Genomic DNA, 25597 nt, shown 5'->3' on the forward strand with positions numbered 1-25597 from the left:
CCTAGGGCCTGTCCTCAAAGCGGTGGTGGTTGATCTGCTTCGATCTTGAGTTGTGGTGCGCAGGCATGAGCTGACCGATGAGCAGTGGCAGGTGATCCAGCCGTTGCTGCCGGTGTCGGGTGCGAAGGGACGCCCGCGGGTGGATGACCGTCGGGTGATCAACGGGATGTTGTTCAAGGCCAAGACTGGAGTTGCATGGCGTGACCTGCCGGAGCGGTATGGGCCGTGGAAGACGGTCTACAACCGGTTCTGGCGCTGGTCACGCACCGGTACCCTGTCCGCGCTGGTGGCACAGGTCCGCGTGATCGCCGAGGCGATCGACGAACTTGACCGCGAGGTGTCGGTCGACTCCAGCATCGTGCGCGCGCATCAGCACGCCGCCGGCGCCCGCCGTGCCACCGCGTCGCACACAGGGGGCGAGCGGATCCTGCGGCGGGCATAACGAGCCAGGTGATCATGCCATCGGCCGGTCCCGGGGTGGACCCACGACCAAGATTCATCTCGCCTGCGACGGCCACGGCCGACCGCTGTCGATCGTGCTGACCGGCGGCAACGTCAACGACTGCACCCAGTTCATCCAGGTCATGGCGGGCATCGAGTTCCGCCGGCCAGGTCCTGGCCGGCCGGCGACCCGGCCGAGCCGGGTCCTGGCCGACAAGGGCTACTCCAGCCGAGCCATCCGCTCATATCTGCGTCGGCGGCGCATCCCGGCGACCATTCCCGAACGCCGTGACCAGCAGGCCAACCGGCGGCGACGGGGTCGGGCGGGTGGTCGTCCACCGGCCTTCGACCGCACTGCCTACCGGCGCCGCAACATCGTCGAACGCTGCTTCAACCGACTCAAGCAATTCCGCGCCATCGCCACCCGCTTCGACAAGACCGCCACCTCCTACCGGAGCATGATCGACCTGGCCACACTGCTCCTCTGGCTTTGAGGACAGGCCCTAGGTGAACGTCATGTCCAGGTGACGTGCATCGGCGTAACTTCGGTAGCGATGTAATCATGTAATCCGGAGGTACGACATGGGACGCGGATGGCGCGGAAGCCGGGGCTGGCAGCAGGCCGAGGTCCCGCCGGCGGACGACGCGGCCGCCTGGTTCGGCGGCCGCCTGCCGGACGGCTGGTTCACGGGCGCACCGGAGGTGACGGTCGACCGCGAAGAGATCATCGTGGTCGGAGAGCTCCCTCCGTTGACGGAGGAGTACGCGGACGACGCAGCCCGAGCGGCGGCCGAAGAGGGCAGGATCAGCAGGTACCGCGAGGAGACGCGCGACGAGCGCATCGAGATAGCCCGCCAGGCGGAGCACCGCTACCAGCGCAAGGTGTCGTGGGGCGCGCGCCTGGGTGGCTCGACGGCGCTGTTCACGACGCACTCGGCCCCGGTGATGACAAGGCTGCGCCAGCCGGAGCGGCTGGTCTTGGACACGCTGGTGGACGCGGGAGTGGCCCGGTCGCGGTCGGACGCGCTGGCGTGGGCGGTCCGGCTGGTCGGGCAGCACGCGGACAGCTGGCTGGGCGAGCTGCGCGAAGCGATGACGAAGGTCGACGACCTGCGCGCGAAGGGGCCGGACCTGGGGTGAGGTGAGGGGGTGTCGTCCCTTCGGCCGGCACCCCATGCCTCTGCCCCGCAGCAGCCGGTCGCAGCCACGGCCCGCCACCAGCGGCGGGCAAGCCGCCCGGACGGGGCGGGCACGGCAGGTGGCGGAGCCGCTGGGTGCTGCCCCCTCGACGGCACCCAACGACCCCGCTACCCACCGCGCGGCGCAGCAAGCCGCGCGGTGCCGCCCCCTCGGTGGCACCCCGCGGCCCGCTCATCCCGCCTCAATCCGCGACCAGCACCGGTTTCGGGAACCCCGCTGCCGTCGCACGAACCACGCCCCGGGCGCCGTTCCGGTTGCCCCGTGTCCGGAACGGTTCAGCCGCACCCGAGCCGTGTTCTCGAACGCCGCGATGGCCGGCCGTTGGGGCGCTCAGCCCATCCGGCGCATCCCGCTCCGCCGCAGCTCAAAGCCCGGCCTTCCCCGGATCGGGGGAAGCCGGAGAGCGGGGTGGTCCGTGCGGAAGGCGTGGCTCAGCCACCGGGAAACATCGAAAGTTCGGCGGTCCGGCCGCCGGGAGGCGCTCAACGAGCGAGGGCGCGCACGCCCTTTCGGATCGACATGCCGCGATCATGGCAGCCGGTTCGGCGGTCGCGCAAGCCTGGACCTGGAGCCGGTTGCCCGCTTAGAGTTTCGTCGTGCCCGCGGTCCGTGCCGCGGTTCCGCCGTCGCACCAGGTACTCCCGTGAAGGAAGTGTCCATGGACGGCAGGTTCACCCGGCGGCAGCTGATCAAGGGCGGCCTCGCGGTCGCGGCGATGCCGCTGCTCCCGGTCTTGCCCGGGTCACCGGCTTCGGCGGCGCCCCGCATCGACGTCCCCACGCTCCCGTGGCCGGCGGCGAACGACATCGTCGCGAACACGACGATCCCGGTCTTCCCGGACCGCAGTTTCCCGATCACCGGTTACGGCGCGAAGAACGACGGCAAGACCGACAACACCGCGGCGATCAAGAAGGCGATCGAAGCCTGCAACGCGGCCGGCGGCGGGCACGTCATCGTGCCGTCCGGCGGCAGTTTCCTCACCGGTGCCATCTACCTGAAGAGCAACGTCGACCTGCACCTCGAATCCGGCGCGGTGCTGAAGTTCAGCGGCGACGCGGCGAAGTTCCCGAACGTCCTGACCCGCTACGAAGGCATCGAGTGCGTCAACCACTCGCCGATGGTCTACGCCTACCGGGAAAAGAACATCGGCCTCACCGGCAGCGGCACGCTCGACGCGGCGGCGACGTCGTCGTGGAACAAGGGCAGCGATCGTGCCTACCTGGAAACGCTGGTGGACAAGGGAATAGCGCCCGAGAAGCGGGTGGTGCCGGGCTCGGGCCACACCATGCGGTCTACCTTCGTCGAGCCGTACGCCTGCGAAAACGTGCTGATCCAAGGCATCACGCTCAAGAACTCCATGTTCTGGCAGCTGCACCCCACGCTGTGCCGCAACGTCACCGTCGACGGCGTCAGCACCGATCCCAGCACCGCGCACAGCAACACCGACGGCTGCGACCCGGAGTCGTGCGACCACGTCGTCATCTCGAACTGCACCCTGGGCGCGCACGACGACAACATCGCGATCAAGTCCGGGCGCGACGCCGACGGGCGGCGGGTGAACGTCCCGTGCCAGAACCTCGTCGTCGTCAACTGCGTGATGAACGGCAACTGGGGCGCGATCACCTGCGGCAGCGAGCAGACCGGCGGGATCCGCAACGTCTACGCCTACCAGCTCACCGTGAAGGGCGACACGAAGTTCGCGCTGTACGTGAAGTCCAACACCCTGCGCGGCGGGTTCTCCGAGAACATCAACCTCGACAGCGTCTCCGGCACGTTCGCGCGGAACTTCGTGTACGTGACGTCCACCTACAACAGCCAGACCGGCAGCCACGTCCCGTCGTTCGGGCCGTTCGCGATCAGCAACTGCTCGAGCACGAAGATCGCCGGCAAGACGTTCGACGTCAGCGGGCTTTCGAACGCCCACGTGCACGGGTTCGCCGTGGCGAATTCCACGTTTAAGGGCGTCTCGGACACGTCCAACACGCTGAAGTACGTGGACAACGCCAGCTTCACGAAGGTGACGGTCAACGGCAAGCCGATCTGAACCTGCGGGATCGGCGGCGCTGCGGCAGGCTTACTACCAACGAGTAGGAAGCCTGCCGTTCGTCCTTTCCGGAGGTAGCCGTGGACGTTCCCGAAGTGCCATCGAAGGTGGATCCGGACGCACTGACCGCCGTCCTCGACGGCCGCTGGGCCGAGCTGCGCCGCGGGGTGCGGGCGCAGATGGCCGAGACGAAGTTCCGGGACCCGGTCGCCCTCGACGTCGAGGCGCACCGCGCCCAGGTGCTCGACCAGCTGCGCGCGCTCGCCGAAACCGACCGTCCCGCCCTGGGCTTCGACCCGGCCTACGGCGGCGGTGGCGACGTCGGCGGCTCGGTGACGTCGTTCGAGATGCTCGGCTACGGCGACCTGTCGCTGATGGTGAAGGCCGGCGTCCAGTGGGGCCTGTTCGGCGGCGCCGTCCAGCTGCTCGGCACCGAGCGCCACCACGCGCGGTACCTGCGCGGGATCGTGGACCTCGACGTGCTGGGCTGCTTCGCGATGACCGAGCACGGCCACGGTTCCGACGTCCAGCACCTGGGCACCACGGCGACCTTCGCGGACGGCAGCTTCGTGATCAACACCCCGGACGCCATGGCCCGCAAGGAGTACATCGGCAACGCCGCCCGCGACGGGCGGCTGGCGGTGGTCTTCGCCCAGCTGATCACCGGCGGGGAATCGCGGGGGGTGCACGCGTTCCTCGTCCCGATCCGCGACGAGGAAGGCGCGCCGATGCCCGGGGTGTCCATCGAGGACTGCGGGCCGAAGGCGGGCCTGAACGGCGTCGACAACGGACGGCTGGGCTTCGACAACGTCCGGGTGCCGCGCGAGGCCCTGTTGAACCGCTTCGGCGACGTCGCCGAGGACGGGACCTACTCCAGCCCGATCGAAAGCGACAGCCGCCGGTTCTTCACCATGCTGGGCACGCTGATCCGCGGCCGGGTCAGCGTCGGCGGCAGCGCGGGCAGTGCCACCAAACGCGCGCTCGCCCTGGCCGTCCGCTACGGCGAACGCCGCCGCCAGTTCATGAAGCCGGACGGCGACGAGGTCGTCATCCTCGACTACCTCGGGCACCAGCGGAAGCTGCTGCCGGCGCTGGCGAAGACGTACGCACTGCACTTCGCCCAGGAAGAGCTGGTGTCGAAGCTGCACGACATCGACGCGTCGGCGCCCGAGGAGGAGCAGCGCGAGCTGGAATCGCGCGCGGCAGGCATGAAGGCCCTCAACACCTGGCACGCGACGGCGACGATCCAGGCGGCCCGTGAGGCGTGCGGTGGCGCGGGGTACCTGGCCGAGAACATCCTGCCGGGCCTGAAGGCCGACACCGACGTCTTCACGACGTTCGAAGGCGACAACACGGTGCTGCTGCAGCTGGTCGCGAAGGGCCTCCTGACCAGCTACAAGCAGGACTTCGAGGACCTCTCGCCGCTGGCGACGGCCCGGTTCTTCACCGACCAGGTGGTCAACACGCTCCTGGAGCGCACCTCGGTCCGCAAGGCGCTCGACTCGCTCACCGACGGGTCCGATTCGGACGTCTTCTTCCGCCGCGAGTGGCAGCTGAAGCTGTTCGAAGACCGCGAGCAGCACGTCGTCGAGGGTGTGGCGAAGCGGCTGCGCAAGGCGGCCGCCGACCCGTTCGGCGTGTTCAACGCGGCGCAGGACCACGTGCTGCGCGCGGGCCGGGTCCACGTCGAGCGCCTGGTGCTGGAGGCGTTCGCGGCGGCCGTCGAACGCTGCGAGGACCCGGACGCCCGGGCGCTACTCGAACGCGTCTGCGACCTGTACGCGCTGTCGGCGATCGAAGAGGACCTGGCGTGGTTCCTGGGCCACGGCCGTCTGACGGCATCGCGGGCGAAGGCCGTCACGTCGGCGGTGAACCGGCTGTGCGCCGAGCTGCGGCCGCACGCGCGCACGCTGGTGGACGCGTTCGCGATCCCGGAGCAGTTCCTCGCCGCGCCGATGCTGGCGTCCTGATCGGCGGTTTCGGGCGTTTCCCTGGTGGCGGAGCCCCGGTTGGCCCGGCATCGTTCGGCGTTCAGTGGCCGCGATCACCGAGCCCCGGGTGGCTTCCGCCGCGGGGTGACCCGGGCGGGTGGCCGGTATCGGGGACCGGCCACCCGCCCGGGAGCTCTCAGGAGCGGCGGTTCTTGCGGTCGTCGTCGGTGACCTCGAACTGCTCCTTGCGGACCTTGCCGGACACGGTCTGCTCGTCGCTGACCGTCTCCTTCCGCAGGCGTGCCCGTTCGACCGGTACGGTCTCCTTGCGCACCACGGGTTTCTCCGCGTGCAGGACCACGTCCTGCTCGGCCTCGCCGATCTCGGCCCGGCCGCCGTCGGCGCGGGTGATCGGCTCGCGTTCGATCCGGACCTCTTCGTGCCGCACCGGCACGGTGACCTGCTGCTCTTCGGTGACGACGTACTTGCGCAGCCGCACGTGCCCGGTCTCGACCTGCTCGGTGCCGACGTTCAGCCGTTCCTCGGAGCGCGTCATGGCCCGGTCGTCGTGCTTGCCGCCCATGGCGCCGCGGCCGCGGTCGGTGCCTCGTTCCGTGCCCCGGTCCGCGCCGCGGTCTGTGCCGCGGTCCATCCGCCCGTCCGCCGAGGTGCGCGGCACGGGCAGCCCGTAGTGCTGGTAGAGCTGCGTGCTCTCCTCGGGGGAGAGGTGCCCGTCGGCGTCGATGCGGGGCGCGTCGGAGACGCGGTCCTTGTCCACCTGGACGTGGACGCCGTCCCGGTCGGTGTGCGCGCCGGTGAGCGGGACGAAGCTTTCCTTGGTGCCGAACAGGCCGGTCTTGACGGTGATCCACTCGGGTTGGTGCGTCGCGTCGGCGAGGTAGACGTTGCCGACCTTCCCGAGCTTGTTGCCGTCCGGGTCGACCACGGCGCTGTCGATGAGTTCTTCTGGCTGCAGGGTCCTGGCCATCGCGGTCGTGCTCCTTCCACGCGTCGATTGCTTGATCAGCATCACCGTCGGCCGCGCCGCCGGGCCCGGCAACCGTCGTGGTGTTCCCGTGGGTGACCCCTGAACGTGAGCGTTTGAAGCGCCGCCGACGGGCCACGCCCACGACCGTCCGCAGGTCGGGCGCGGTGCGCCGGCGTGATCGGCCGCGGTGGCGGGGACGCGAAGGTGTGGACCTGATTTCGCCGTGACCGGCGTCACCCGGGGCGCTGTCACAACCTCGCCGCCGCAGTCGTCAAGGGGGTGAAGCAGACGACGGAAGGGGAACGGCCATGGAAGCCCGGATCAACGTGTTCGAGAACGAGGTCACCGGCAAGTTCGTCAAGCGGCTGATCGCGGCGTCCCGCCCGGTGGAGGAGTCGTCGCTGCCGCACGCGACGCAGGAGCTGGTCAAGATCCGCGCGAGCCAGATCAACGGCTGCGGGATGTGCCTCGACATGCACACGAAGGACGCGGCGGCGGCCGGCGAGACGCCGGTCCGCCTGGCGATGGTGGCGGCGTGGCGCGAAGCGGTGGTGTTCACCGAGGCGGAGCGCGCGGCCCTGGCGCTGGCGGAGGAGGGGACCCGGCTGGCGGACACGCACACCGGCGTCACCGACGAGACGTGGGCGGCGGTCCGCAAGCACTACGACGACGAGCAGATCGGCGCGCTGGTCGCCCTGGTGGCGACGATCAACGCGTGGAACCGGCTCAACGTGATCGCCCGCAACCCGGCGGGCGAGTACCAGCCGGGGGATGTTCGGCTGAGCGGGACTTTCACCGCCGCGCGGCCGTCAGTCCAGCTTGGATGGTGACGATCGCGCGGAGGTGGAACCCTTCAAGGTGGCACGCCACTGTGGACACTGCCCGCCGTGGAACGGTTGACTGCCGGGACGGGTGACGTTGTCCAAACCATCGGGTGATGTCGATAAAGGATCGCGCGAAGTCGCCCGACAATTTTACCATGATGAAAAAGACGCTCTTCGCAGCCGCAGTCATCGGTGGTGCCATGCTCGCTGTTGCCGCGCCGGCTTCCGCCGGTGAGGGTCACCACCCGGGCGGCGGCATCAGCATCGGCGACAACCTCTGCGCGGCTCCGTGGCAGTGGAACGGTCCCATCGAGGCGCTGCACACGGGCCACGCGCCCGCGTACGCAGCCTGCAACAACAACTCCACCGGCGGCGGTCACGGTGGCATCAGCATCCTGAACAACGCGTGCCTGCTGCCCTGGCAGTGGAACGGCCCGCTGGAGCTGCTGACGGTGGACCACAACCCGTCGTACGTGGCCTGCAACGGCAACAGCGCGGGCTGACCGGAGTTCCCGCCGCCGGTGGTTGATTGAGTGTGCATCAGCCAACTGCGGCCCGGACAAAGCGAAAGCGCGGCCATTCACTCGATGACGAGTGAATGGCCGCGCTTTTGTGCTGCCGTTCGGGAATCGCTCAGGCGTACATGGCCAGCCAGATCGCGATGTAGTGCGACACCGCCGCCAGCACCGTGCACGCGTGGAAGAATTCGTGGTACCCGAAGGTGTCCGGCCAGTGGTTCGGCCACTTCACGGCGTAGAACACCGCGCCCAGCGTGTAGAACAGCCCGCCGACGCACAGCAACACCAGCGCCGCGACCCCGGCGTGCGTGGCCAGCTCCGGGAACACGAACACCGCGACCCAGCCCAACGCGATGTAGATCGGCACCCCGAGCCAGCGCGGTGCGTGCGGCCACAGCATCTTCAGCGCCACGCCCGCGATCGCGCCGCCCCACACGATCGACAGGATCACGTAGCCCGTCGGCTTCGACATCGCCAACAAGGTGAACGGTGTGTACGTGCCCGCGATGAACAGGAAGATCATCGAGTGGTCGGCGCGCTTCATCCACTTGTACGCGCGGGGGCTCCAGAAGCGGCGGTGGTACAGCGCGCTCACGCCGAACAGGCCCAGCACCGTCAAGCCGTACACCGAAGTCGCCAGTGTCGCGACCGGGGACACCGTGGACGCGGCCAAACTGATCAGCGTGGCGGCCGCCGCGAGGGCGCCGAAGAAGGTCCAGAAGTGGATGTGCCCGCGCAGCCGGGGGCGGAGGTCCACTACGGGCTCGGGTGGTTCCGTCGTCAGGCTCACGCATCCAGGTTACGGCAGCGTAGGTTCTCCAGCAGTGCTCAAGTCACACGCCTCACACCGGGGTGCGTAGGCTTGCTCGACGTGAGTGTTCGCTCGTTCTTGTCCGACGTCGTGTACAGCGCCTACGGCAGGCGCCTCATCCAGCAGGCCGCCGGGCGGCATCCCCGGCACATCGCCATCATGCTGGACGGCAACCGCCGGTGGGCCCGGGAAGCGGGCTTCACGGACGTTTCGGACGGTCACCGCGCCGGGGCGAAGAAGATCGCGGACTTCCTGAGCTGGTGCCAGGAAGCCGACGTCGAGGTCGTCACCATGTGGCTGCTGTCCACCGACAACCTCAACCGCGACCCGGACGAACTCACGCCGCTGCTGAAGATCATCACCGACGTCACCGACGAGCTCGCCGGGCCGGGGACGCCGTGGCGGCTGCGGATCGTCGGCGCGCTCGACCTGCTCCCCGCCGAGGTCGCGAAGCGGCTGAGCGAGGCCGCCGCCCGCACCGAAGGCCGGTCCGGGATGGAGGTCAACATCGCCGTCGGCTACGGCGGGCGCCAGGAGATCGCCGACGCCGTGCGCAAGCTGCTGCTGCAGCACGCCGACGAGGGAACGTCCATTCACGAGCTGGCGAAGATCCTCGACGTCGACCACATCTCCGAGCACCTCTACACCTCGGGCCAGCCGGACCCGGACCTGATCATCCGCACCTCCGGTGAGCAGCGGCTTTCCGGCTTCCTGCTGTGGCAGTCCGCGCATTCGGAGTTCTGGTTCACCGAGGCCTACTGGCCCGCCTTCCGGCGGGTCGACTTCCTGCGTGCCATGCGCGACTACGCCTGGCGGCACCGCCGGTTCGGCTCCTGAAGCACCGCCAAAGCCGCTGGTCAAGGCCCCGAGGAACACTCACGGTTGATTTCGGACGACCGACGGTGAGATGACGATCTGGCGAATCACCGTGTTGGCTCCCTGCGCGGCGCCGGATTCGTGGGTACCTTCCGAGGTGAGGGCACGCGTTCCGTGCGGGTCCTCGCGGGAGGCCCTGGTCGTGGCGGTGATCGAGGGGGCGGCTCAGCCGCCCACGAGACGCTCGAGGGGGCCGGCACCCGGCCCTCGTGGCCGCGCCACCTGACGCACAGTCAGGAGGAGTGGTCCAGCCAGGGAGGTGCCCGGCCCAGCGAGTGCGGGCGTGAGGTGCACGCGCCCTCGAGGGAGATGCCGTCGTGACTGCGCAGCGTTTGCCCCGTAAGGCCTCTGGCCACTCTTCGACCGGTGCCGTTTCCGGCCCGGAGAAAGCGCCCGTATCCCAGCAGCACATGTACGTGCTCGACACGTCGGTCCTCCTGTCGGACCCGTGGGCGGTCACCCGCTTCGCCGAGCATGCCGTCGTGCTTCCGCTGGTCGTCATCAGTGAACTGGAGGCGAAGCGCCACCACCCGGAGCTGGGCTGGTTCGCCCGGGAATCCCTGCGCATGCTCGACGACCTGCGCCGGCAGTACGGCAGGCTCGACGCGCCGCTCCCCATCGGGGACCACGGCGGCACGCTGCAGGTGGAGCTGAACCACTCGGACCCGTCGGTGCTCCCGTCCGGGTTCCGGACCGACTCCAACGACCACCGCATCCTCGCCTGCGCGCTCAACCTCGCGGCCGAGAACCAGGCGGTCACGCTGGTGACGAAGGACATCCCGCTGCGGGTCAAGGCCGGGGCCGTCGGCCTCGAGGCGGACGAGTACCGCGCGCAGGAAGTGACGCCGTCGGGCTGGACCGGCATGGCGGACGTCGACGTCCAGCAGGAAGTGCTGGACACGCTGTTCGGCGGCAGCACCGTCGACCCCGTCGAGTGGGGCATGGACGAGCTCGCCGAGCTGCCCTGCCACACCGGGCTGCGGCTGCTCGCGGGCAGCTCCAGCGCGCTCGGGCGGATCACGGCGGACAAGCGCATCCGGCTGGTCCGGGGCGACCGCGAGGCGTTCGGCCTGCACGGCCGCAGCGCCGAGCAGCGCGTCGCGCTCGACCTGCTGCTCGACTCCGACGTCGGGATCGTGTCGCTGGGCGGCCGGGCGGGCACCGGCAAGTCGGCGCTCGCTCTCTGCGCCGGTCTCGAAGCGGTCATGGAACGCCGCCAGCACCGCAAGGTCGTGGTGTTCCGGCCGGTCTACGCGGTCGGCGGCCAGGACCTCGGCTACCTGCCCGGGTCCGAGAGCGAGAAGATGCAGCCGTGGGCGCAGGCGGTGTTCGACACCCTCGGCGCGCTGGTCAGCCAGGACGTCCTCGACGAGGTCTTCGACCGCGGCATGCTCGAGGTGCTCCCGCTGACCCACATCCGCGGCCGCTCGCTGCACGACACGTTCGTGATCGTCGACGAGGCGCAGTCCCTGGAGCGCAACGTCCTGCTCACGGTGCTGTCGCGGCTCGGCACGGCGTCCCGCGTGGTGCTCACGCACGACGTCGCCCAGCGTGACAACCTGCGCGTCGGCCGGCACGACGGCGTCTCGGCGGTGATCGAGAAGCTGAAGGGCCACCCGCTGTTTGCGCACGTCACGCTGACGCGCTCGGAGCGGTCCCCGATCGCGGCGCTGGTCACCGAGATGCTGGAAGACCACGGCTGAGGCGGCTCCGGGGCGGCGCACCCGCGCCGCCCCGGTTCGTCACCAGCCCGAGGGAAGGGGGCGGCCCTCGGCGAACCCGGCCGCCGACTGCACACCCAGCACCGCACGCTCGTGGAACTCCTCCAGCGTGCGCGCGCCCGCGTAGGTGCACGAAGAACGCACGCCGGAGCCGATCGAGTCCAGCAGGTCCTCGACACCGGGGCGCTGCGGGTCGAGGGCCATCCGCGACGACGAGATGCCCTCCTCGAACAGCGCCTTCCGGGCGCGGTCGAACGAGTTGTCCGTGCGCGTCCGCGCGCCCACCGCGCGCTTCGACGCCATGCCGAACGACTCCTTGTAGGGGCGGCCCTGCTCGTCGAACCGCAGGTCGCCGGGGGATTCGTAGGTGCCGGCGAACCACGAGCCGACCATCGCCGCGGACGCGCCTGCGGCCAGCGCCAGCGCGACGTCCCGCGGGTGGCGGACCCCGCCGTCGGCCCAGACGTGCTTGCCCAGCTCGCGGGCGGCGGCCGCGCACTCGGCGACCGCGGAGAACTGCGGGCGGCCAACGCCGGTCATCATCCGGGTGGTGCACATCGCGCCCGGCCCGACGCCGACCTTGACGACGTCCGCGCCGGCCTGGATCAGGTCGCGCGTGCCCTCGGCGGTGACCACGTTCCCGGCGACCACCGGGACCTGCGGGGACACCGACCGGACGGCCTTCAGCGCGGCGATCATCTTCTCCTGGTGCCCGTGCGCGGTGTCGACGACCAGGACGTCGACGCCCGACTTCAGGACCGCGTCGGCCTTCGCCGCGACATCGCCGTTGACGCCGACCGCGGCGGCGACGCGCAGCCTGCCCGCGTCGTCGACGGCCGGGGTGTAGATCTCCGCGCGCAGGGCGCCGACCGCGGTCAGGACACCCGCGAGCCTGCCGTCGGTGTCGAGGCCGAGCGCGAGCTGGGCGCCGTGGCTGTTGAGCAGCTCGAACACCTCGCGCGCCGGCGTGGCCAGCGGGACCGCGACCGTCGCCGGCTGCGCGACGTCGGCGAGCCGCGCGAAGCGGTCGACGCCCGCGCAGGCCGCTTCGTCGACGATGCCGACCGGGCGGCCTTCGCCGTCCACGACGACCACTGCGCCGTGCGCTCGCTTGTGGACCAGGTTGAGGGCGTCGGCGACCGCGTCACCGCCGGTGAGCACCAGCGGGGTGTCCCACACCGGGTGCCGGCTCTTCACCCAGCCGACGATCTCCGCGACCGCTCCGGGATCGACGTCCTGGGGGAGCACGACCAGCCCGCCGCGGCGGGCGACGGTCTCGGCCATCCGGCGGCCGGCGACCGCGGTCATGTTCGCGACCACGATCGGGATGGTGGCGCCGGTGCCGTCCGCGGTGGCGAGGTCGACGTCGAAGCGGGACTCCACGTCCGAACGGTTCGGCAGCAGGAACACGTCGTCGTAGGTCAGGTCGTGGGCGGGCCGGTGGCCGTCGAGGAAACGCACGAGTCACCAGACTACCCGGCGGCCCCGTGGCAGGATCGGTGGCATGAGCCGCCGCGACCGGGACGCCGAGGGACGGGCACGCAACGCACGGCCGCGCGACGGCCTCGGCCGGCCGCTGCCGTACGGCTCGGACGGCGTCGAGCGGCAGCCGGAGGGCATCGAGCGCACCCCGGCGCAAACGCTTGCGGAGGCGCAGCGCCTGCTCGACGACGGCAAGCCGTTCCACGCGCACGAGGTGTTCGAGGACGCCTGGAAAACCACCGACGGCCCCGACCGCGAGCTGTGGCGCGGCCTGGCGCAGCTCGCCGTCGGGCTGACGCACGCGGCCCGCGGCAACAACGTCGGCGCGGTGTCCCTGCTGGAACGCGGGGCGGCGAACATCGAGCCGTTCCGGGCCGAGCCACCGCACGGCATCGACGTCGCCGGGCTGGAGGAGTGGGCGCTGGCGCTGGCGGAAGAGGCCAAGCAGCGCGTCCGGGTCTCGCCGAGCGCGCCGCGGCTGACGTGCTGACGGCGCTGGGGGCCGCGATCATCGCGGCGGTCGCGTCCCTGGTCGGCGTGACGCTGGGCGCGCTGGTCGAACCGCTGAAGCTCAACGCGGCGCGGCGGGCGAAGGTGCGCCAAGACCGCGCCGACCGCTGCGGCCGGTTCATCGAGGCCGGCGCCCGGGCGCGGCAGCACCTGGTCAGCATCAGCGTCAGCTACCGCCAGCAGGCGGCCGAGCGGGTCTCGGGCTACGAAGACGAGTACTACACGGCGCGGGCGGAGATGCGGTCCCTGCTCGGGCTCCTGGTGATGAGCGGACCGGACGAGCTGGTCGACGCGGCCAAGGAGGTGCGGCGGAAGGACATGGACCTCCACCACGTCCGGCACGCACCGGACGACGACGGCGAGTTCACCCGGGTCGTGCTGCCGACCCCGGTCCGGGAAGCCGTGGTCGCGCTGGACCGGGCGATCGAGGAGTTCGCCCTCGTCGCCCGGAAGCACACGTCCTAGGGTTGCTCCCAGCCGTCCGACGCCGACTTCTCGGCGCCGATCGTGGTGCCTTCGCCGTGTCCGGTGTGGACCTTCGTCGCCTCCGGGAGCGCGAAGAGCTTCTCGCGGATGGACCGCACGATCGTCGGGTAGTCCGAATAGGACCGGCCGGTGGCGCCGGGGCCGCCGTGGAACAGCGTGTCGCCGGTGAACACGACGCCCAGCTCGGCCGCGTACAGGCAGACCGCTCCGGGTGCGTGCCCCGGCGTGTGGATGACGCGGAGCTCGGTGCCCGCGATGGTGAGCACCTGGCCGTCGGCCAGCTCGCCGTCCGGGGCGCGGCCGGAGTGCGTGAGGTCCCAGACGACCCGGTCGTCCGGGTGCAGCAGGATCGGTGCCCCGGTCGCGGCGGCGAGCTCCGGGGCGGCGTTGACGTGGTCGTTGTGCGCGTGGGTGCAGACGATCGCGGCCAGTTTCCGCTCGCCGACGACGTTTTCGATCGCCTTGGCGTCGTGGGCCGCGTCGATCACGATGACTTCCTTGTCGTCACCCACGATCCAGACGTTGTTGTCGACGTCCCAGCTGCCTCCGTCGAGCCGGAAGACGCCGGAGGTCACCAGGTTCTGCACGATCGCCGTCATGCGCCCGACCCTAGTGGTCATCCGGAGGGGAGACGACATACCGTCGGTATGCTACCGTCGAGTCACCTTACTTCGAGTAGGTTCGAGAGGTGACGCGATGACGCTCCTGGCGGAACCGGTGAAGCTGCGGTGCGGGGCGGTGCTGCCGAACCGCCTGGCCAAATCGGCGCTGAGCGAACAGCTCGGCGACCGCCGGAACGCTCCCACGCGCGAGCTCTTCGAGCTGTACCGGACCTGGGCCCGCGGCGGAGCGGGCCTCCTGGTCACCGGGAACGTCATGGTCGACCCCGCCGCGCTCGGCGAGCCGCGCAACGTGGCGGCGACCGCCGATCCCGCCGTCTTCCGGCCGTGGGCCCAGGCGGTCGAAGGCACGGACACCCGACTGTGGGTGCAGCTGAACCACCCGGGGCGGCAGAGCCCGCGGTACCTCTCGCGGGAGCCGGTGGCGCCGTCCGCCGTCCCGTTCGGCAACCGGGGCATCCGGACCGCCTTCGCGGCGCCGCGGGCGCTGACCGGCGAAGAGATCGAAGCGATCATCGAGCGCTTCGCCGTGGCGGCGCGGACGTTCGTCGACGCCGGGTTCCACGGCGTCCAGATCCACGGCGCGCACGGCTACCTCGTCTCCCAGTTCCTCTCCCCGCTCACGAACCGGCGCACGGACGCGTGGGGCGGCGACGCGGTGCGCCGCCGCCGCTTCCTGCTCGAAGTCCTCCGGCGGGTGCGCGCGGCGGTCGGGGACGACGTGCCGGTGGCGGTGAAGCTCAACAGCGCGGACTTCCAGCGGGGCGGCTTCACCGAGGACGAGTCGCTGGACGTCGTGCACGAGCTCGGCGAGGCCGGGCTGGACCTGCTGGAAGTCTCCGGCGGGACGTACGAGAAGGCCGCGATGATGGGCTCCGGGCGCGCGAGCACCCAAGCGCGTGAGGCCTACTTCCTGGACTACGCGGCGAAAGCCCGTGAAGTCTCCGACGTCGCCCTCATGGTCACCGGCGGCTTCACCACCCGGGCCGGGATGGAGGCGGCCCTGCGCTCGGGCGCGCTGGACGTCATCGGGCTCGGCCGTCCGCTCGTCACCGACCCCGGCCTGCCGGTGCGGCTGCTCGGCGGCGAGGACGTCCGGGCGGAGCGGCGCTGCCCCAAGACCGGGATCCGGCTGGCCGACAGCCTGCTGGAGATCCAGTGGCACACGCGGCAGATGCACCGGATCGCCGACGGCAAGCCGGCCGACCGGCGCGGCGCGCTGCCGACGCTGGTGCAGGCCGGCCTGACCGACGGGCTCAACGCGTTCCGCCGCGTCCGCGGCTGAGCGCTCAGGCGGCTTCGGCCGGCGTGAGCCGCCGGTCGTACAGGAACGCGCCGGCCGCGAGCGCGGTGAAGAACAGCCCGATGAACAGGCAGTTGAGCGTCACCTGGCCGTAGCCGATGGCACCCGCGTCGACGAACGGGTACGGGTAGAAGCCGGTCAGCGCGCCGCGCGGGAGCGTGAAGGCGAGCCAGGCGAGCGGGTACAGCAGCGACCACCAGACCGTGCGCCACGTGAGGGCGCCGCGCGGGCCGACCAGGAGCCAGCCGAGCACGAACAGGATCGGCGTCACCTTGTGCAGCACGGTGTCGGAGAACAGCGAGAGGCCGTGCAGCTCGTACAGGCCGGCCAGGGCGACCTGGTAGACGATGCCCGTCACGACGATGCCGGCCAGCGCGTCGAGCCAGAGGACGGTGAACAGCCCGCCGCGGGCCCGGCCCAGCGCGACCAGCGCCGAGACGATCGTGACCAGCAGGTTCGAATCGATGGTGAAGAAGCAGAGCAGGTTCGCGACCTCGCCGCCGGGGGCGGTCGCGGTGGCGACGACCTGGGTGACGAGGCCGGTCAAGGCGACCACCGCGGTGACCGCGAACCAGGCGCGGGTGAGCTTCTCGCTGCGCATCACCGGAGCTTAGCTCCATTGTGGACCGATGGCTTCCGGTGCGCCCCGGCGACGTCCGCACCGGGGCGCTCGGTCATCAGGCGGTGAGCAGCGAGTCCCGGAGCGCGGTGAACGCTTCGTACTCCGCCTTCTGCTCGACCGGCAGCTGGTAGGCGGCGGCCAGGAGCTTCGTCACGGACGGGATGATGCTGAGCCGGAACGTCCGGCCGTCGGTCGTCTTGATGACGAACCGGCCCTGCAGGTCGCGCTTCTTGACCGAGGCCCGGTTGGCGTCGGTGATCGTCAGCGGCGAGCCCGCCGTCACGGTGCCGTTCTTCTCCTCGAGCGGGACGAGGACGAGATCGGTCTGCCCCGGCTTGAAGCCCAGCGCGAAGTTGGCGACGCTGGTGGTGCGGAAGACCAGGTAGTTCTTCTGCCTGATCTCCGCGGCGTACACCTTGGTGTAGCTGCTTCCGTCGGCGACGGCACCGTCGAAAGCGGCGTGGATTGCCGCCTTCATCTGTTCCTTGCTGACCACTGCTTGCTCCTGACGTGACCGCTCGGGACGTGAGCGGGATCCCGGTGAAGGAGCGCACTTTAGGGAAACCCCGCCGCCGGTCGTGTCGGCAAAATTCTCGTCAGACCGGTCGGTGATCACGTGAACACATTCGGCGAGCCGAGGGGCCGGAGGTGACGGCCGCGTCACCTCCGGCCGCCGGTCAGCGGAGGGCCTTCACCAGAGCCGGGACGAAGACCGACGCGTCGACCGTGCCCCAGCCGCTGGCGATGTCGAAGCCCTTCGCCGCGGTGAAGCCGGTGACGCCGTCCTGGCTGTTGTCGCCTTCGGTGACGTCGACGATGCCCGCCTTCGTGCCCGCTGGGCCCAGCTTTTCGTAGAGCGCGGGGTTGATCTGGCCGAGCTTGCCGTGCTTGGCCTGCACGGCGAGCGCGAGCACGCCGGCGAACAGCGGCGCGGACTGCGACGTGCCCTGCACGCCTTCCATGCTGATGTCCGGGAACGAGCGCATCTTGCTGCCGGTGATCTTCTTGACGCCGTCCTGCCAGTTCGGCCGCGCGTAGGTCTTCGACAGCCCGGCGCCTTCGGCGAAGCCGTCGTCCTGGACGTTCACGAGGTCGTCCGGCTTGGTGCGGGCGCCCGTGGCGTCGAGGTGCAGCTGGGTGCCGCCGAGCGTGGTGACGCGCGGGTCGGACGCCGGCCAGCTCGCGACGCGGTACGGGTAGTTGCCCGGCCCGTAGAGGTAGCCGCCGGTCGGGCCGTCGTCACCGGAGGAGGCGACCATCGTGATGCCGGCCTTGCTCGCACGGTCCAGCGCCGGGTCGAGCGTCTTGATCGAGTCGAACGACGGGAAGTTCTCCTCGGTCGTGCCGAAGCTCATCGAGATGACGTCGACCAGCTTGTGCTCGGTCATGTAGTCGACCGCGTGCATCATCTCGGGCAGCCCGGTGAAGCCCTGCGTCTCGGCGACCGGCGTCGCCGCGACGACGATCTTCGCGTTGGGCGCCATGGCGTGCATCATCGTGACGTCGAGGTCGGTCTCGCCGCCCCAGCCCTGGCAGGTGGCGGTGTCGACACCGGGCGCGGTGCACGACGGCACCGGCCCGGACGGCTGGATGACCTCCAGGTTCGCCGGCGGCAGGCCGTGGTTCTTCGAGTAGGTGTCGAGCACCTGCTTGACCTTGTCGTCGCCGAAGGACACCAGCGTCGCGACCGTGCTGCCCGCCCCGGTGATGCCGGCGTTCCACAGCTTCGTCGCGTTGTACGCGGTGCTCTCCTTCGGCAGCGACGCCATCGCCGCTTCCAGCTTGGCGACCCGCTTCTCCACCGTGTCGGCGCCGACGAACGACCGCGCGGCCGCCGAGAAGTGGTGCTTCGACGGCTGGTGCCCGGCGTCCGGCGTGTTCGGCACGGGCGTGGCTCCGGCCGGCCCGGCGAACGCCGTCACGAGCAGGGTCGTGCTCGCGAGCAGCCCCGCGGTGGCACGCAATCTCATGCTGTTTCTCCCCTGGCTGAAGGAATTCCGCCAGCCACTCTGGCGAGAAAGGGGAGCGGGCGACATCGACTTTCGTCTTTCCTTTTAGGCGGAAAGCACCGCCGACGCGCGAGATGTCGTGATCCGAACTTTCGTCGTCAGCCTCCTTCCGAGCGATCGCCGTGCAGCAGGCCGCGAACCGTGTCGATCGTGTCGGCGTCCGCCGGGTCCTTGTCCGGGCGGTAGCGCACCACCCGGGCGAACCGCAGCGCCAGCCCGCCGGGGTAGCGGGTGCTCACCTGCGCGCTGTCCAGCTCGATCTCCACCACGACCTCCGGCCGGACGTACACCGTCCAGTCGTCGCGGTGGGTCTCGATCTCCTGGAACGTCCTCGTCTGCCACGCCAGCAGCTCGTCGGTCATGCCCTTGAACGTCTTGCCCACCATGATCGGCGGCCCGCCGTCCGGGTCGCGCGCGCCCAGGTGCAGGTTCGACAGCGTGCCGGTGCGCCGGCCGTGGCCCCACTCCGCGGCCAGCACCACCAGGTCGATCGTGTGCACCGGCTTGACCTTCAGCCACGCCCGCCCGCGCCGCCCGGCCGCGTACGGCGAGGCCAGGTCCTTGACCATCACCCCTTCGTGGCCGGCTTCCATCGCCGCCTCCAGGACCGCGGCGGCCCGGGACGTGCCCACCTCGCCGGGGATCACATGCGCCCCGGCGACCTTCCGCAGCGCCGCGTTGCGCTCCGACAGCGGCGCGTCCAGCAGGTCGACGCCGTCGAGGTGCAGGCAGTCGAAGAAGTACGGCCGCAGCAGCAGGGCCTTGACCTGTTCCTCGCGGGTGCTGCCGAACCGGCTCATGGTGTCCTGGAACGGCCGCGGCCGCCCGGCGTCGGTGAGGGCCAGCGTCTCGCCGTCGAGCACCACCGACTCGCACGGCAGCGCCCGCACGAGTTCCACCAGCTCCTGCACGCTCCCGGTGATCTCGCGCAGCGTCCGCGTCCAGACGTGCACCTCGTCGCCCTGGCGGTGCACCTGGATCCGCGCACCGTCCATTTTGTACTCGACGATCGCCTCGGCGTGCTCGGCGACGGCTTCGTCCAGCGACTCCGCCGGCGAAGCCAGCATCGGCTTGATCGGCGTGCCGAGGGTGAGCCGGAACTCCACGAGCGCCGCCTGCCCGCCGGTGATCGCCGCGACCCCGGTGACCCCCAGCTTCCCGGACAGCATGAACGCCCGCCGCACGTCTTCGGCGGGCACCTCCGCCGCGGCCGCGATGGCGTCGACCATCACGCCCTCCAGCGCACCCTGCCGCAGCTCGCCGGTGACCAGCCGGAACATGAACTGCTGCTCCTCCGGCGTGAGCCGCTCGAACAGCGCCCGCAGCACCTCCTGCCGCCGGGTGTTCGAGCCGGTGCCCGCCGCGACCCCGGCCGCCGCGGTGAGCGCCGCGTCCACCTCGGTGACCGTCGCCTCCGGCGCCGCGACCGAGCCGGCGCCCAGCCCGGCCAGGGTGCGCCAGCCCGCACCCAGCCTGTCCTGCGCCGTCTGCCCGGTCAGGTACGCGATCACCACGGGCAGCTCACCGACCTCGGCGGCGCGCAGCACCGCGGCCAGGAGGGCGATCTTCGCCTTCCTGGACCTCGTCGCCGCCAGCTCGGCGGACGCACTGACCAACTCGCTCAGCAACACCCGGACATCATGACCCGGACCACCGACAATTTCTTGTCGGTCGGCCGTCCGGCCTGGTGCGGAGGGGGTCGAGCAGGCCGTCCTCGGTCACGGTGTACCCGATCGCGCCGGCACGGCGGCGACCTCGGCCCAGGCAGCGCTCAGCGGGCGCGGGGGTGCGACGGCAGAGTGTCCACCGGTCGGTCGTCGGCGGCGATCCAGCTGGCCAGCAGGCCGAGCGCGCGCTCGCTCGCCGACCCGGGTTCGGCGTGGTAGACCACCAGGCCCTGGTCCGGGTCGTCCGGCAGGCGCAGCGTCTCGTACCGCAGCCGCAGCTCGCCGACCACCGGGTTCGCGAACCGCTTCCACCCCTGGGCCTTCTCCCGGACCGCGTGCTCCGCCCACAGCGCGCGGAATTCGGCGCTGGCCGCCGAAAGCTCCTCGACCAGCCGGGCGAAGCCCGGGTCACCGGGGTGCCGCCCGCTCTCCGCCCGCAGGTTGGCGACGAGCTCGCGGCACACCGCGTCCCACTCGGGGTGCAGCTGTTTCGCGCGTTCGTCGGTGAAGACGAGCTTCGGCATGCTGCGCTCTTCGAGGTGCGCGAAGTCGAAGGCGACCGCGCCGCCGAGGGCGTTCCACGCCAGCACGTCCAGGTAGCGGCCGAAGACGAACGCGGGTACCTGGATCGCGTCCAGCAGCTGCTGCAGCTCGGGCCGGACCCGCTGGGGCGCGGGTGCTTCACCGCGCTTCGACGCGGCGAGGTTGTGCAGGTAGGACTCCTCGCCCGGGTCGAGGCGCAGGGCACGGGCCAGCGCGTCGAGGATCGCCTCCGAGACGTTCTTCGCCCGGCCCTGCTCCAGTCGCGTGTAGTAGTCGACGCTGATTCCGGCCAGCTGCGCCAGTTCCTCCCGCCGCAGGCCCTTGACCCGCCGATGGGTGACCCCCGGCGGCAGGCCGAGGTCGGCCGGGTCGAGGGCGGCGCGGCGGGCCTTCAGGAAGGCGCCCAGCCCGGCCGCGTCGCTCATCCCTTGCCGCCGCGGGCCATGCGCAGCACGTCGAGCGCCTCGTCGAGCTGCTCCTCGGTGAGCTTGCCGTCGCGCACGTACCCGCGCTCGATGACGACTTCGCGGATCGTCTTCAGCTCCTTCAACGCCTGCTTCGCGACCGCCGCGGCTTCTTCGTAGCCGATGTACTTGTTCAACGGCGTCACGATCGACGGCGAGCCCTCGGCGTAGGTCCGGGTGCGCTCGCTGTTCACCGTGATGCCCGCGAACACCTTGTCCGCCAGCAGCCGGGAAACGGCGGCCAGCAGCCGCGCCGATTCGAGGACGTTCCTGGCGATCACCGGCAGGTTCACGTTGAGCTGGAAGTTGCCGGCGGCACCGGCGAACGCGACGGCCGCGTCGTTGCCGATCACCTGCGCGACCACCTGCAGGGTCGCCTCCGGGATCACCGGGTTCACCTTGCCCGGCATGATCGACGAGCCCGGCTGCAGGTCCGGCAGCGCCAGCTCGGCCAGTCCGGTGCGCGGGCCGGAGCCCAGCCAGCGCAGGTCGTTGGCGATCTTGTTGAGCGACACGGCGACCGTGCGCAGGTGCCCGGACATCTCGACGACGCTGTCCTGCGTCGCCTGCGCCTCGAAGTGGTCGCGGGCCTCGGTCAGCGGCAGCCCGGTGACCGCGGCGAGCTCCGCGGCGACCGACTCGCCGAAGCCCTCGGGCGCGTTGAGGCCCGAGCCGACGGCCGTGCCGCCGATGGGCAGCTCGCCCAGCCGTGGCAGGCCCGACTTCAGCCGTTCGACACCGAAGCGGATCTGCGACGCCCAGGCGCCTGCCTCCTGGCCGAGCGTGATCGGGACGGCGTCCATCAGGTGCGTGCGGCCGGACTTCACGACGTCGGCCCACTCCGCGGCGCGGACCTCGATCGCGCCGGCCAGGTACTCCAGCGCCGGGATGACGTCCTTGGTGACGGCTTCGGTGGCGGCGACGTGGATGGTCGTCGGGAACGTGTCGTTCGACGACTGCGACGCGTTGACGTGGTCGTTCGGGTGCACGTCCCGGCCCAGGGCGCGCGAAGCCAGGGTGGCGATGACCTCGTTGGCGTTCATGTTCGACGACGTCCCGGACCCGGTCTGGAAGACGTCGATCGGGAAGTGCGCGTCGTGCGCCCCGGAGGCGACCTCGTCGGCGGCGGCCGCGATGGCGTCGGCGACGTCGGCATCGAGCACGCCCAGCTTCAGGTTCACCCGCGCGGCGGCGGCCTTGAGCAGGCCGAGCGCGCGGATCTGGGCGCGCTCCAGGCCCCGGCCGGAGATGGGGAAGTTCTCCACGGCCCGCTGCGTCTGCGCGCGGTAGAGCGCGTCGGCGGGCACGCGGACCTCGCCCATCGTGTCGTGTTCGATCCGGTACTCCTGATCAGCCATGTCACCGATTCTGGACCTGATCGGCGGCCGGCGCGTGGTGGCGTTGCGCACCCCGCTCACCGGATGGTGTACGCACCTGTACACCACACCTACTCGCTGGTAGGTTACGGCGATCCGCGTGATCAGCTTCATGATTCAAAGGGGAGTCATGACCGTTCGCACCGCCGCGATCGCCGCCGCGCTCGCGCTGACCCTCGCCGCCGCTCCGGCCGTTCCGGCCGCCGCGTCCGCCGATTCCTTCTACTCCTACGACGGCAGCACGCCGCTGTCGTCGTACGCGCCCGGGACCGTCCTCAAGACCCGGACGCTGGCCTACCACGTCGTCGGGCTGGCGACTCCGGTGCAGGCCGTCCAGCTGCTCTACCGGACCACCGACGCGCAGGGCCGCCCGGCGGCCAACGTCACCTCGGTGGTCCGCAGCATCACCGGCGACACCACGAAAGCCGTGTCGTACCAGTCGGCCTACGACTCGCTCGACCCCGCCGACGCGCCGTCGCGGGCCATCGCCGGGGACGTCACCCTCGGCGGCCTCCTGCCCAACGGCGAGTCGCTGCTGCTCCTGCCGTCGCTGCTGCTGGGCTACAACGTCGTCGTGCCCGACACCGAAGGCCAGACCGCGGACTTCGCCGCCGGGCCGGAGTACGGCACGAACACCCTCGACTCGATCCGCGCGGTCACCAGCTCCGCCGCGACCGGGATGACCAAGGCCACGAAGTTCGGCCTCCTCGGCTACTCGGGCGGCGCGATCGCGACCGGCTGGGCGGCCGCGCTGGCGCCGAGCTACGCCCCCGACGTCGACGAAAACCTGGTCGGCTTCACCGAAGGCGGCGTCCTCGTCGACCCCGCGCACAACCTGAGGTACGTCGCCGGCAGCCCGGTCTGGTCCGGTGTCATCCCGATGGCGCTGATCGGCGTCGCCCGCAGCTACGACATCGACCTGCGCCCGTACGCGAGCGAGTACGGGCTGAAGGTGCTCGACGAGCTGGAGCACGCGTCGATCATCACCGCGCTCGGCCGGTACCCGGGACTGACCTGGCAGAAGATCGCCAAGCCGGAGTACGCGAACCCGAACTCGGTGCCGCCGTTCGTCGCCGCGGTGAACAAGGTCAACATCGGGTCCGCGCCGACCCCGTCGGTGCCCGGGTTCATCGCGCAGGGCAACGCCGGGTTCCTCGAAGGCACCACGAGCAACCTCCCGGGCATCGGCACCGGCGACGGCGTGATGGTGGCCGGCGACGTGCGGGCGCTGGCCCGGCAGTACTGCGCCACCGGCAACCGATCGACCAAGTACACGCAGTACGACGCGCTCAGCCACGTCGGCGGCGCGGCGGCGTGGGCGCCGGCGGCGATCGGCTGGCTGGCCGACCGGTTCGCCGGGAAGGCGGCGCCGTCGAGCTGCGGCCACATCCCGGCGGGCAACGCGCTCGACCCGGAACAGCCGGCCTGACCGCGGCCGTACCCGGCGGGACCACCCGCCGGGTACGGTGCCGCGATGCAGACGCGTCTCCCCAAAGGGCCGCACAGCCTCAGCCGGGAAGAGGTGGCGCGGGCCCAGCGCGCCCGGCTGGTCGAAGCGGTGCTGGCCAACGTGGGCGAGCGCGGGTACGCGGCCACCACGGTCGGCCACGTCACGGCGTCCGCGGGCGTGTCCCGCACGTCGTTCTACGAGCAGTTCAGCGGCAAGCAGGCCGCGTTCCTGGCCGCCTACCGGTCGGTGACCGGCGAATTCCTCGACCAGGGTGTGTCGGTCGCGGCCGAGGCGCCGAGCCCGCTCGACGCTGTCACCGCGTGCGGCGACTTCGTCGTCGGCTACGTGCGCCGCCGTCCCGTGGTGGCCCGCGCGGTCCTCCTGGAGATCTACGCCCTCGGCGACGCGGGCCTCGAAGCACGCGAAGAGATGCTGCGGGCGAGCGAAGCGGTGTTCGACCGCACGGCGGTGTGGCTGCGCACGACCGAGCCGGAGCTGCCCCTCCCGCCGCCGTTCACCGCCCGCACCGTCGTCGCCGCGACGATCGAGCTGCTCACCCAGGCCATCTGGCTCGACACCGGCGACGCCTACGACCGCGCCCGTTCGGCCATCCGGCACACCTGGCTGCTCGGCCTCTACGGACACCGGAACATCCCCGCGCGATCCGGCTAGGATCGGCTGTGTTCTCGATCACCGCCATCCACCACTGGCTGGAGCGAGCATGACTGACGTTGCTGGGGATCCGTACGACCTCGTCATCATCGGTGCGGGCCCGACGGGCCTGTTCGCCGCCTACTACGCCGGGTTCCGCGGCCTTTCGATGGCGGTGGTCGACTCGCTGCCCGAGCCGGGCGGCCAGGTGACCGCGATGTACCCGGAGAAGATGATCTACGACGTCGGCGGGTTCGCCGAGGTCCGCGGCCGCGATCTGGTCGAAGGCCTGGTGAAGCAGGCCGCGCCGTTCAAGCCGAAGTACCTGCTGGGGCGCAAGGCCGAGAAGCTGGAGCCGGCCGCCGACGGCGTCGAGCTGACCCTCGACGGCGGCGAGACGCTGCGGGCCCGCGCGGTCCTGATCACCGCGGGCATCGGCGAGTTCACCCCGCGCCCGCTGCCGGCCGGCGACGGCTGGCTCGGCCGCGGCATGGTCCACTTCGTCCCCTCGCTGGCCGCGCACGCCGGGCAGCACGTCGTGGTCGTCGGCGGCGGCGACTCGGCGTTCGACTGGATCCTCGCCCTGCACCCGGTCGCGGCGAGCGTGACGCTGGTGCACCGGCGCGCGAAGTTCCGCGCCGCCGAGTCGATCGTCCGGCAGGCCCGCGAGCTGGGCACCCGGATCATCACCGACGCCGAGGTCACCCGGTTCGTCGAAGCGCCGGACGGCTCGCTCGAAGCCGTCGACGTCGCCGTCAAGGGCGCGGGCGACGAGCGGCTGCCGGCCAACGCCGTCGTCGCGGCGCTGGGGTTCACCGCCGACCTCGGCCCGATCGAGAGCTGGGGCCTGGAGATCCACCACCGCGCGATCGCCGTCGACTCGACCATGGCGACCGCGCGCGAACGCGTCTACGCCGCCGGCGACGTCGCCGCGTACCCGGGGAAGGTGAAGCTGATCGCGACCGGCTTCGGCGAAGCGGCGACGGCCGTCAACAACATCGCCGTGGCGCTCGACCCGGACGCCCACCTGTTCCCGGGCCACTCGAGCAACGCCGAATAG

Annotated in this window: 23 protein-coding genes and 1 pseudogene; 14 read left to right on the forward strand and 10 right to left on the reverse strand. The window is 71.0% G+C overall.

All coding sequences use genetic code 11. The annotated features are described in order from the left end of the window. The first annotated feature begins 55 nt into the window (after positions 1-55). The 4 genes and pseudogenes from HUT10_RS34035 (at position 56) to HUT10_RS34050 (ending at position 5655) form a co-directional block, all read left to right on the forward strand. Positions 56-935 (forward strand): annotated as a pseudogene (locus HUT10_RS34035) (IS5 family transposase). 88 nt (positions 936-1023) lie between these two features. Then, the gene (locus HUT10_RS34040; protein WP_176174936.1) at positions 1024-1581 is read left to right on the forward strand and encodes a hypothetical protein; all 558 of its coding nucleotides are present in this window, start codon (positions 1024-1026) and stop codon (positions 1579-1581) included. Positions 1582-2299: 718 nt separating this feature from the next. Next, the gene (locus tag HUT10_RS34045) at positions 2300-3685 is read left to right on the forward strand and encodes a glycoside hydrolase family 28 protein (RefSeq protein WP_176174937.1); all 1386 of its coding nucleotides are present in this window, start codon (positions 2300-2302) and stop codon (positions 3683-3685) included. 80 nt (positions 3686-3765) lie between these two features. Continuing rightward, positions 3766-5655: an acyl-CoA dehydrogenase gene (locus tag HUT10_RS34050; RefSeq protein WP_176174938.1), complete on the forward strand. Its 1890-nt coding sequence runs from the start codon at positions 3766-3768 to the stop codon at positions 5653-5655. A gap of 157 nt (positions 5656-5812) precedes the next feature. Here the strand turns inward: HUT10_RS34050 and HUT10_RS34055 are convergent, their stop codons facing one another. Then, a complete protein-coding gene (locus HUT10_RS34055; RefSeq protein ID WP_176174939.1) occupies positions 5813-6604 on the reverse strand; it encodes a DUF2382 domain-containing protein in 792 nt (263 codons plus the stop codon). A gap of 308 nt (positions 6605-6912) precedes the next feature. Here HUT10_RS34055 and HUT10_RS34060 point away from each other — a divergent pair, with 308 nt between their 5' ends. Together HUT10_RS34060 and HUT10_RS34065 are read left to right on the forward strand one after the other, a co-directional pair. After that, positions 6913-7434 (forward strand): carboxymuconolactone decarboxylase family protein, encoded by a 522-nt coding sequence (locus tag HUT10_RS34060; protein ID WP_176174940.1) that lies wholly within the window; start codon positions 6913-6915, stop codon positions 7432-7434. A 107-nt stretch (positions 7435-7541) separates the two neighbouring features. Next, on the forward strand, positions 7542-7931 hold the full coding sequence (locus tag HUT10_RS34065) for a hypothetical protein (protein ID WP_254897141.1): 390 nt from the start codon (positions 7542-7544) through the stop codon (positions 7929-7931). 130 nt (positions 7932-8061) lie between these two features. Here the strand turns inward: HUT10_RS34065 and HUT10_RS34070 are convergent, their stop codons facing one another. After that, entirely contained in the window at positions 8062-8703 is a 642-nt protein-coding gene (locus tag HUT10_RS34070; protein WP_176178157.1) for a hemolysin III family protein, read from the reverse strand. Positions 8704-8817: 114 nt separating this feature from the next. Here HUT10_RS34070 and HUT10_RS34075 point away from each other — a divergent pair, with 114 nt between their 5' ends. Together HUT10_RS34075 and HUT10_RS34080 are read left to right on the forward strand one after the other, a co-directional pair. Further along, complete coding sequence (locus HUT10_RS34075; RefSeq protein WP_176174941.1) at positions 8818-9594, forward strand: isoprenyl transferase; 777 nt, start codon at positions 8818-8820, stop codon at positions 9592-9594. A gap of 449 nt (positions 9595-10043) precedes the next feature. Beyond that, complete coding sequence (locus tag HUT10_RS34080) at positions 10044-11336, forward strand: PhoH family protein (RefSeq protein WP_176174942.1); 1293 nt, start codon at positions 10044-10046, stop codon at positions 11334-11336. A gap of 39 nt (positions 11337-11375) precedes the next feature. On the opposite strand, the gene HUT10_RS34085 is transcribed toward HUT10_RS34080, so the two are convergent. Beyond that, entirely contained in the window at positions 11376-12815 is a 1440-nt protein-coding gene (locus HUT10_RS34085; protein WP_176174943.1) for a GuaB1 family IMP dehydrogenase-related protein, read from the reverse strand. Between the two features lie 43 nt (positions 12816-12858). On the opposite strand from HUT10_RS34085, the gene HUT10_RS34090 reads away from it, so the two are divergent. Next, positions 12859-13326 (forward strand): DUF309 domain-containing protein, encoded by a 468-nt coding sequence (locus tag HUT10_RS34090; RefSeq protein WP_176174944.1) that lies wholly within the window; start codon positions 12859-12861, stop codon positions 13324-13326. Continuing rightward, positions 13320-13811: a hypothetical protein gene (locus HUT10_RS34095; RefSeq protein ID WP_176174945.1), complete on the forward strand. Its 492-nt coding sequence runs from the start codon at positions 13320-13322 to the stop codon at positions 13809-13811. The genes HUT10_RS34090 and HUT10_RS34095 overlap by 7 nt, the downstream gene beginning before the upstream one ends. Here HUT10_RS34095 and HUT10_RS34100 read toward each other — a convergent pair. After that, on the reverse strand, positions 13808-14431 hold the full coding sequence (locus tag HUT10_RS34100) for an MBL fold metallo-hydrolase (protein WP_176174946.1): 624 nt from the start codon (positions 14429-14431) through the stop codon (positions 13808-13810). The two genes, HUT10_RS34095 and HUT10_RS34100, sit on opposite strands and share 4 nt — an antisense overlap. 97 nt (positions 14432-14528) lie before the next feature. On the opposite strand from HUT10_RS34100, the gene HUT10_RS34105 reads away from it, so the two are divergent. Continuing rightward, on the forward strand, positions 14529-15737 hold the full coding sequence (locus tag HUT10_RS34105; protein ID WP_176174947.1) for an NADH:flavin oxidoreductase/NADH oxidase family protein: 1209 nt from the start codon (positions 14529-14531) through the stop codon (positions 15735-15737). A 4-nt stretch (positions 15738-15741) separates the two neighbouring features. Here the strand turns inward: HUT10_RS34105 and HUT10_RS34110 are convergent, their stop codons facing one another. The 6 genes from HUT10_RS34110 to HUT10_RS34135 all read right to left on the reverse strand — a co-directional run bounded on the left by HUT10_RS34110 (position 15742) and on the right by HUT10_RS34135 (position 22418). Continuing rightward, positions 15742-16356, reverse strand: coding sequence for a Pr6Pr family membrane protein (locus HUT10_RS34110; protein WP_176174948.1), 615 nt, complete (start codon positions 16354-16356; stop codon positions 15742-15744). A 76-nt stretch (positions 16357-16432) separates the two neighbouring features. Then, positions 16433-16873, reverse strand: a complete 441-nt coding sequence (locus HUT10_RS34115; protein WP_176174949.1) for a hypothetical protein — start codon at positions 16871-16873, stop codon at positions 16433-16435. Between the two features lie 181 nt (positions 16874-17054). Further along, positions 17055-18347 (reverse strand): S8 family serine peptidase, encoded by a 1293-nt coding sequence (locus HUT10_RS34120; RefSeq protein ID WP_254897142.1) that lies wholly within the window; start codon positions 18345-18347, stop codon positions 17055-17057. A 137-nt stretch (positions 18348-18484) separates the two neighbouring features. Beyond that, a complete protein-coding gene (locus HUT10_RS34125) occupies positions 18485-20017 on the reverse strand; it encodes an ATP-dependent DNA ligase (RefSeq protein ID WP_176174950.1) in 1533 nt (510 codons plus the stop codon). Positions 20018-20157: 140 nt separating this feature from the next. Beyond that, positions 20158-21021, reverse strand: a complete 864-nt coding sequence (locus tag HUT10_RS34130) for a helix-turn-helix domain-containing protein (RefSeq protein ID WP_176174951.1) — start codon at positions 21019-21021, stop codon at positions 20158-20160. Continuing rightward, positions 21018-22418, reverse strand: a complete 1401-nt coding sequence (locus tag HUT10_RS34135; RefSeq protein ID WP_176174952.1) for a class II fumarate hydratase — start codon at positions 22416-22418, stop codon at positions 21018-21020. The genes HUT10_RS34130 and HUT10_RS34135 overlap by 4 nt, the downstream gene beginning before the upstream one ends. 148 nt (positions 22419-22566) lie before the next feature. Here HUT10_RS34135 and HUT10_RS34140 point away from each other — a divergent pair, with 148 nt between their 5' ends. The 3 genes from HUT10_RS34140 to HUT10_RS34150 are packed head-to-tail and all read left to right on the forward strand — an operon-like array spanning position 22567 to position 25597. Further along, positions 22567-23865: a lipase family protein gene (locus HUT10_RS34140; protein ID WP_217709661.1), complete on the forward strand. Its 1299-nt coding sequence runs from the start codon at positions 22567-22569 to the stop codon at positions 23863-23865. A gap of 45 nt (positions 23866-23910) precedes the next feature. Next, on the forward strand, positions 23911-24558 hold the full coding sequence (locus tag HUT10_RS34145) for a TetR/AcrR family transcriptional regulator (RefSeq protein ID WP_176174954.1): 648 nt from the start codon (positions 23911-23913) through the stop codon (positions 24556-24558). 49 nt (positions 24559-24607) lie between these two features. After that, complete coding sequence (locus tag HUT10_RS34150; RefSeq protein ID WP_176174955.1) at positions 24608-25597, forward strand: NAD(P)/FAD-dependent oxidoreductase; 990 nt, start codon at positions 24608-24610, stop codon at positions 25595-25597.

The sequence above is a fragment of the Amycolatopsis sp. Hca4 genome, from assembly GCF_013364075.1.
GTDB lineage: Bacteria > Actinomycetota > Actinomycetes > Mycobacteriales > Pseudonocardiaceae > Amycolatopsis.

What these genes read in the sequence shown, in the direction of transcription:
- HUT10_RS34040 (WP_176174936.1), top strand. Translation starts at nt 1,024, where the DNA reads ATGGGACGCGGATGGCGCGGAAGCCGGGGCTGGCAGCAGGCCGAGGTC.
- HUT10_RS34045 (WP_176174937.1), top strand. Translation starts at nt 2,300, where the DNA reads ATGGACGGCAGGTTCACCCGGCGGCAGCTGATCAAGGGCGGCCTCGCG.
- HUT10_RS34055 (WP_176174939.1), bottom strand. Translation starts at nt 6,604, where the DNA reads ATGGCCAGGACCCTGCAGCCAGAAGAACTCATCGACAGCGCCGTGGTC.
- HUT10_RS34060 (WP_176174940.1), top strand. Translation starts at nt 6,913, where the DNA reads ATGGAAGCCCGGATCAACGTGTTCGAGAACGAGGTCACCGGCAAGTTC.
- HUT10_RS34065 (WP_254897141.1), top strand. Translation starts at nt 7,542, where the DNA reads ATGTCGATAAAGGATCGCGCGAAGTCGCCCGACAATTTTACCATGATG.
- HUT10_RS34080 (WP_176174942.1), top strand. Translation starts at nt 10,044, where the DNA reads ATGTACGTGCTCGACACGTCGGTCCTCCTGTCGGACCCGTGGGCGGTC.
- HUT10_RS34090 (WP_176174944.1), top strand. Translation starts at nt 12,859, where the DNA reads ATGAGCCGCCGCGACCGGGACGCCGAGGGACGGGCACGCAACGCACGG.
- HUT10_RS34100 (WP_176174946.1), bottom strand. Translation starts at nt 14,431, where the DNA reads ATGACGGCGATCGTGCAGAACCTGGTGACCTCCGGCGTCTTCCGGCTC.
- HUT10_RS34105 (WP_176174947.1), top strand. Translation starts at nt 14,529, where the DNA reads ATGACGCTCCTGGCGGAACCGGTGAAGCTGCGGTGCGGGGCGGTGCTG.
- HUT10_RS34110 (WP_176174948.1), bottom strand. Translation starts at nt 16,356, where the DNA reads ATGCGCAGCGAGAAGCTCACCCGCGCCTGGTTCGCGGTCACCGCGGTG.
- HUT10_RS34120 (WP_254897142.1), bottom strand. Translation starts at nt 18,347, where the DNA reads ATGAGATTGCGTGCCACCGCGGGGCTGCTCGCGAGCACGACCCTGCTC.
- HUT10_RS34130 (WP_176174951.1), bottom strand. Translation starts at nt 21,021, where the DNA reads ATGAGCGACGCGGCCGGGCTGGGCGCCTTCCTGAAGGCCCGCCGCGCC.
- HUT10_RS34135 (WP_176174952.1), bottom strand. Translation starts at nt 22,418, where the DNA reads ATGGCTGATCAGGAGTACCGGATCGAACACGACACGATGGGCGAGGTC.
- HUT10_RS34140 (WP_217709661.1), top strand. Translation starts at nt 22,567, where the DNA reads ATGACCGTTCGCACCGCCGCGATCGCCGCCGCGCTCGCGCTGACCCTC.
- HUT10_RS34145 (WP_176174954.1), top strand. Translation starts at nt 23,911, where the DNA reads ATGCAGACGCGTCTCCCCAAAGGGCCGCACAGCCTCAGCCGGGAAGAG.
- HUT10_RS34150 (WP_176174955.1), top strand. Translation starts at nt 24,608, where the DNA reads ATGACTGACGTTGCTGGGGATCCGTACGACCTCGTCATCATCGGTGCG.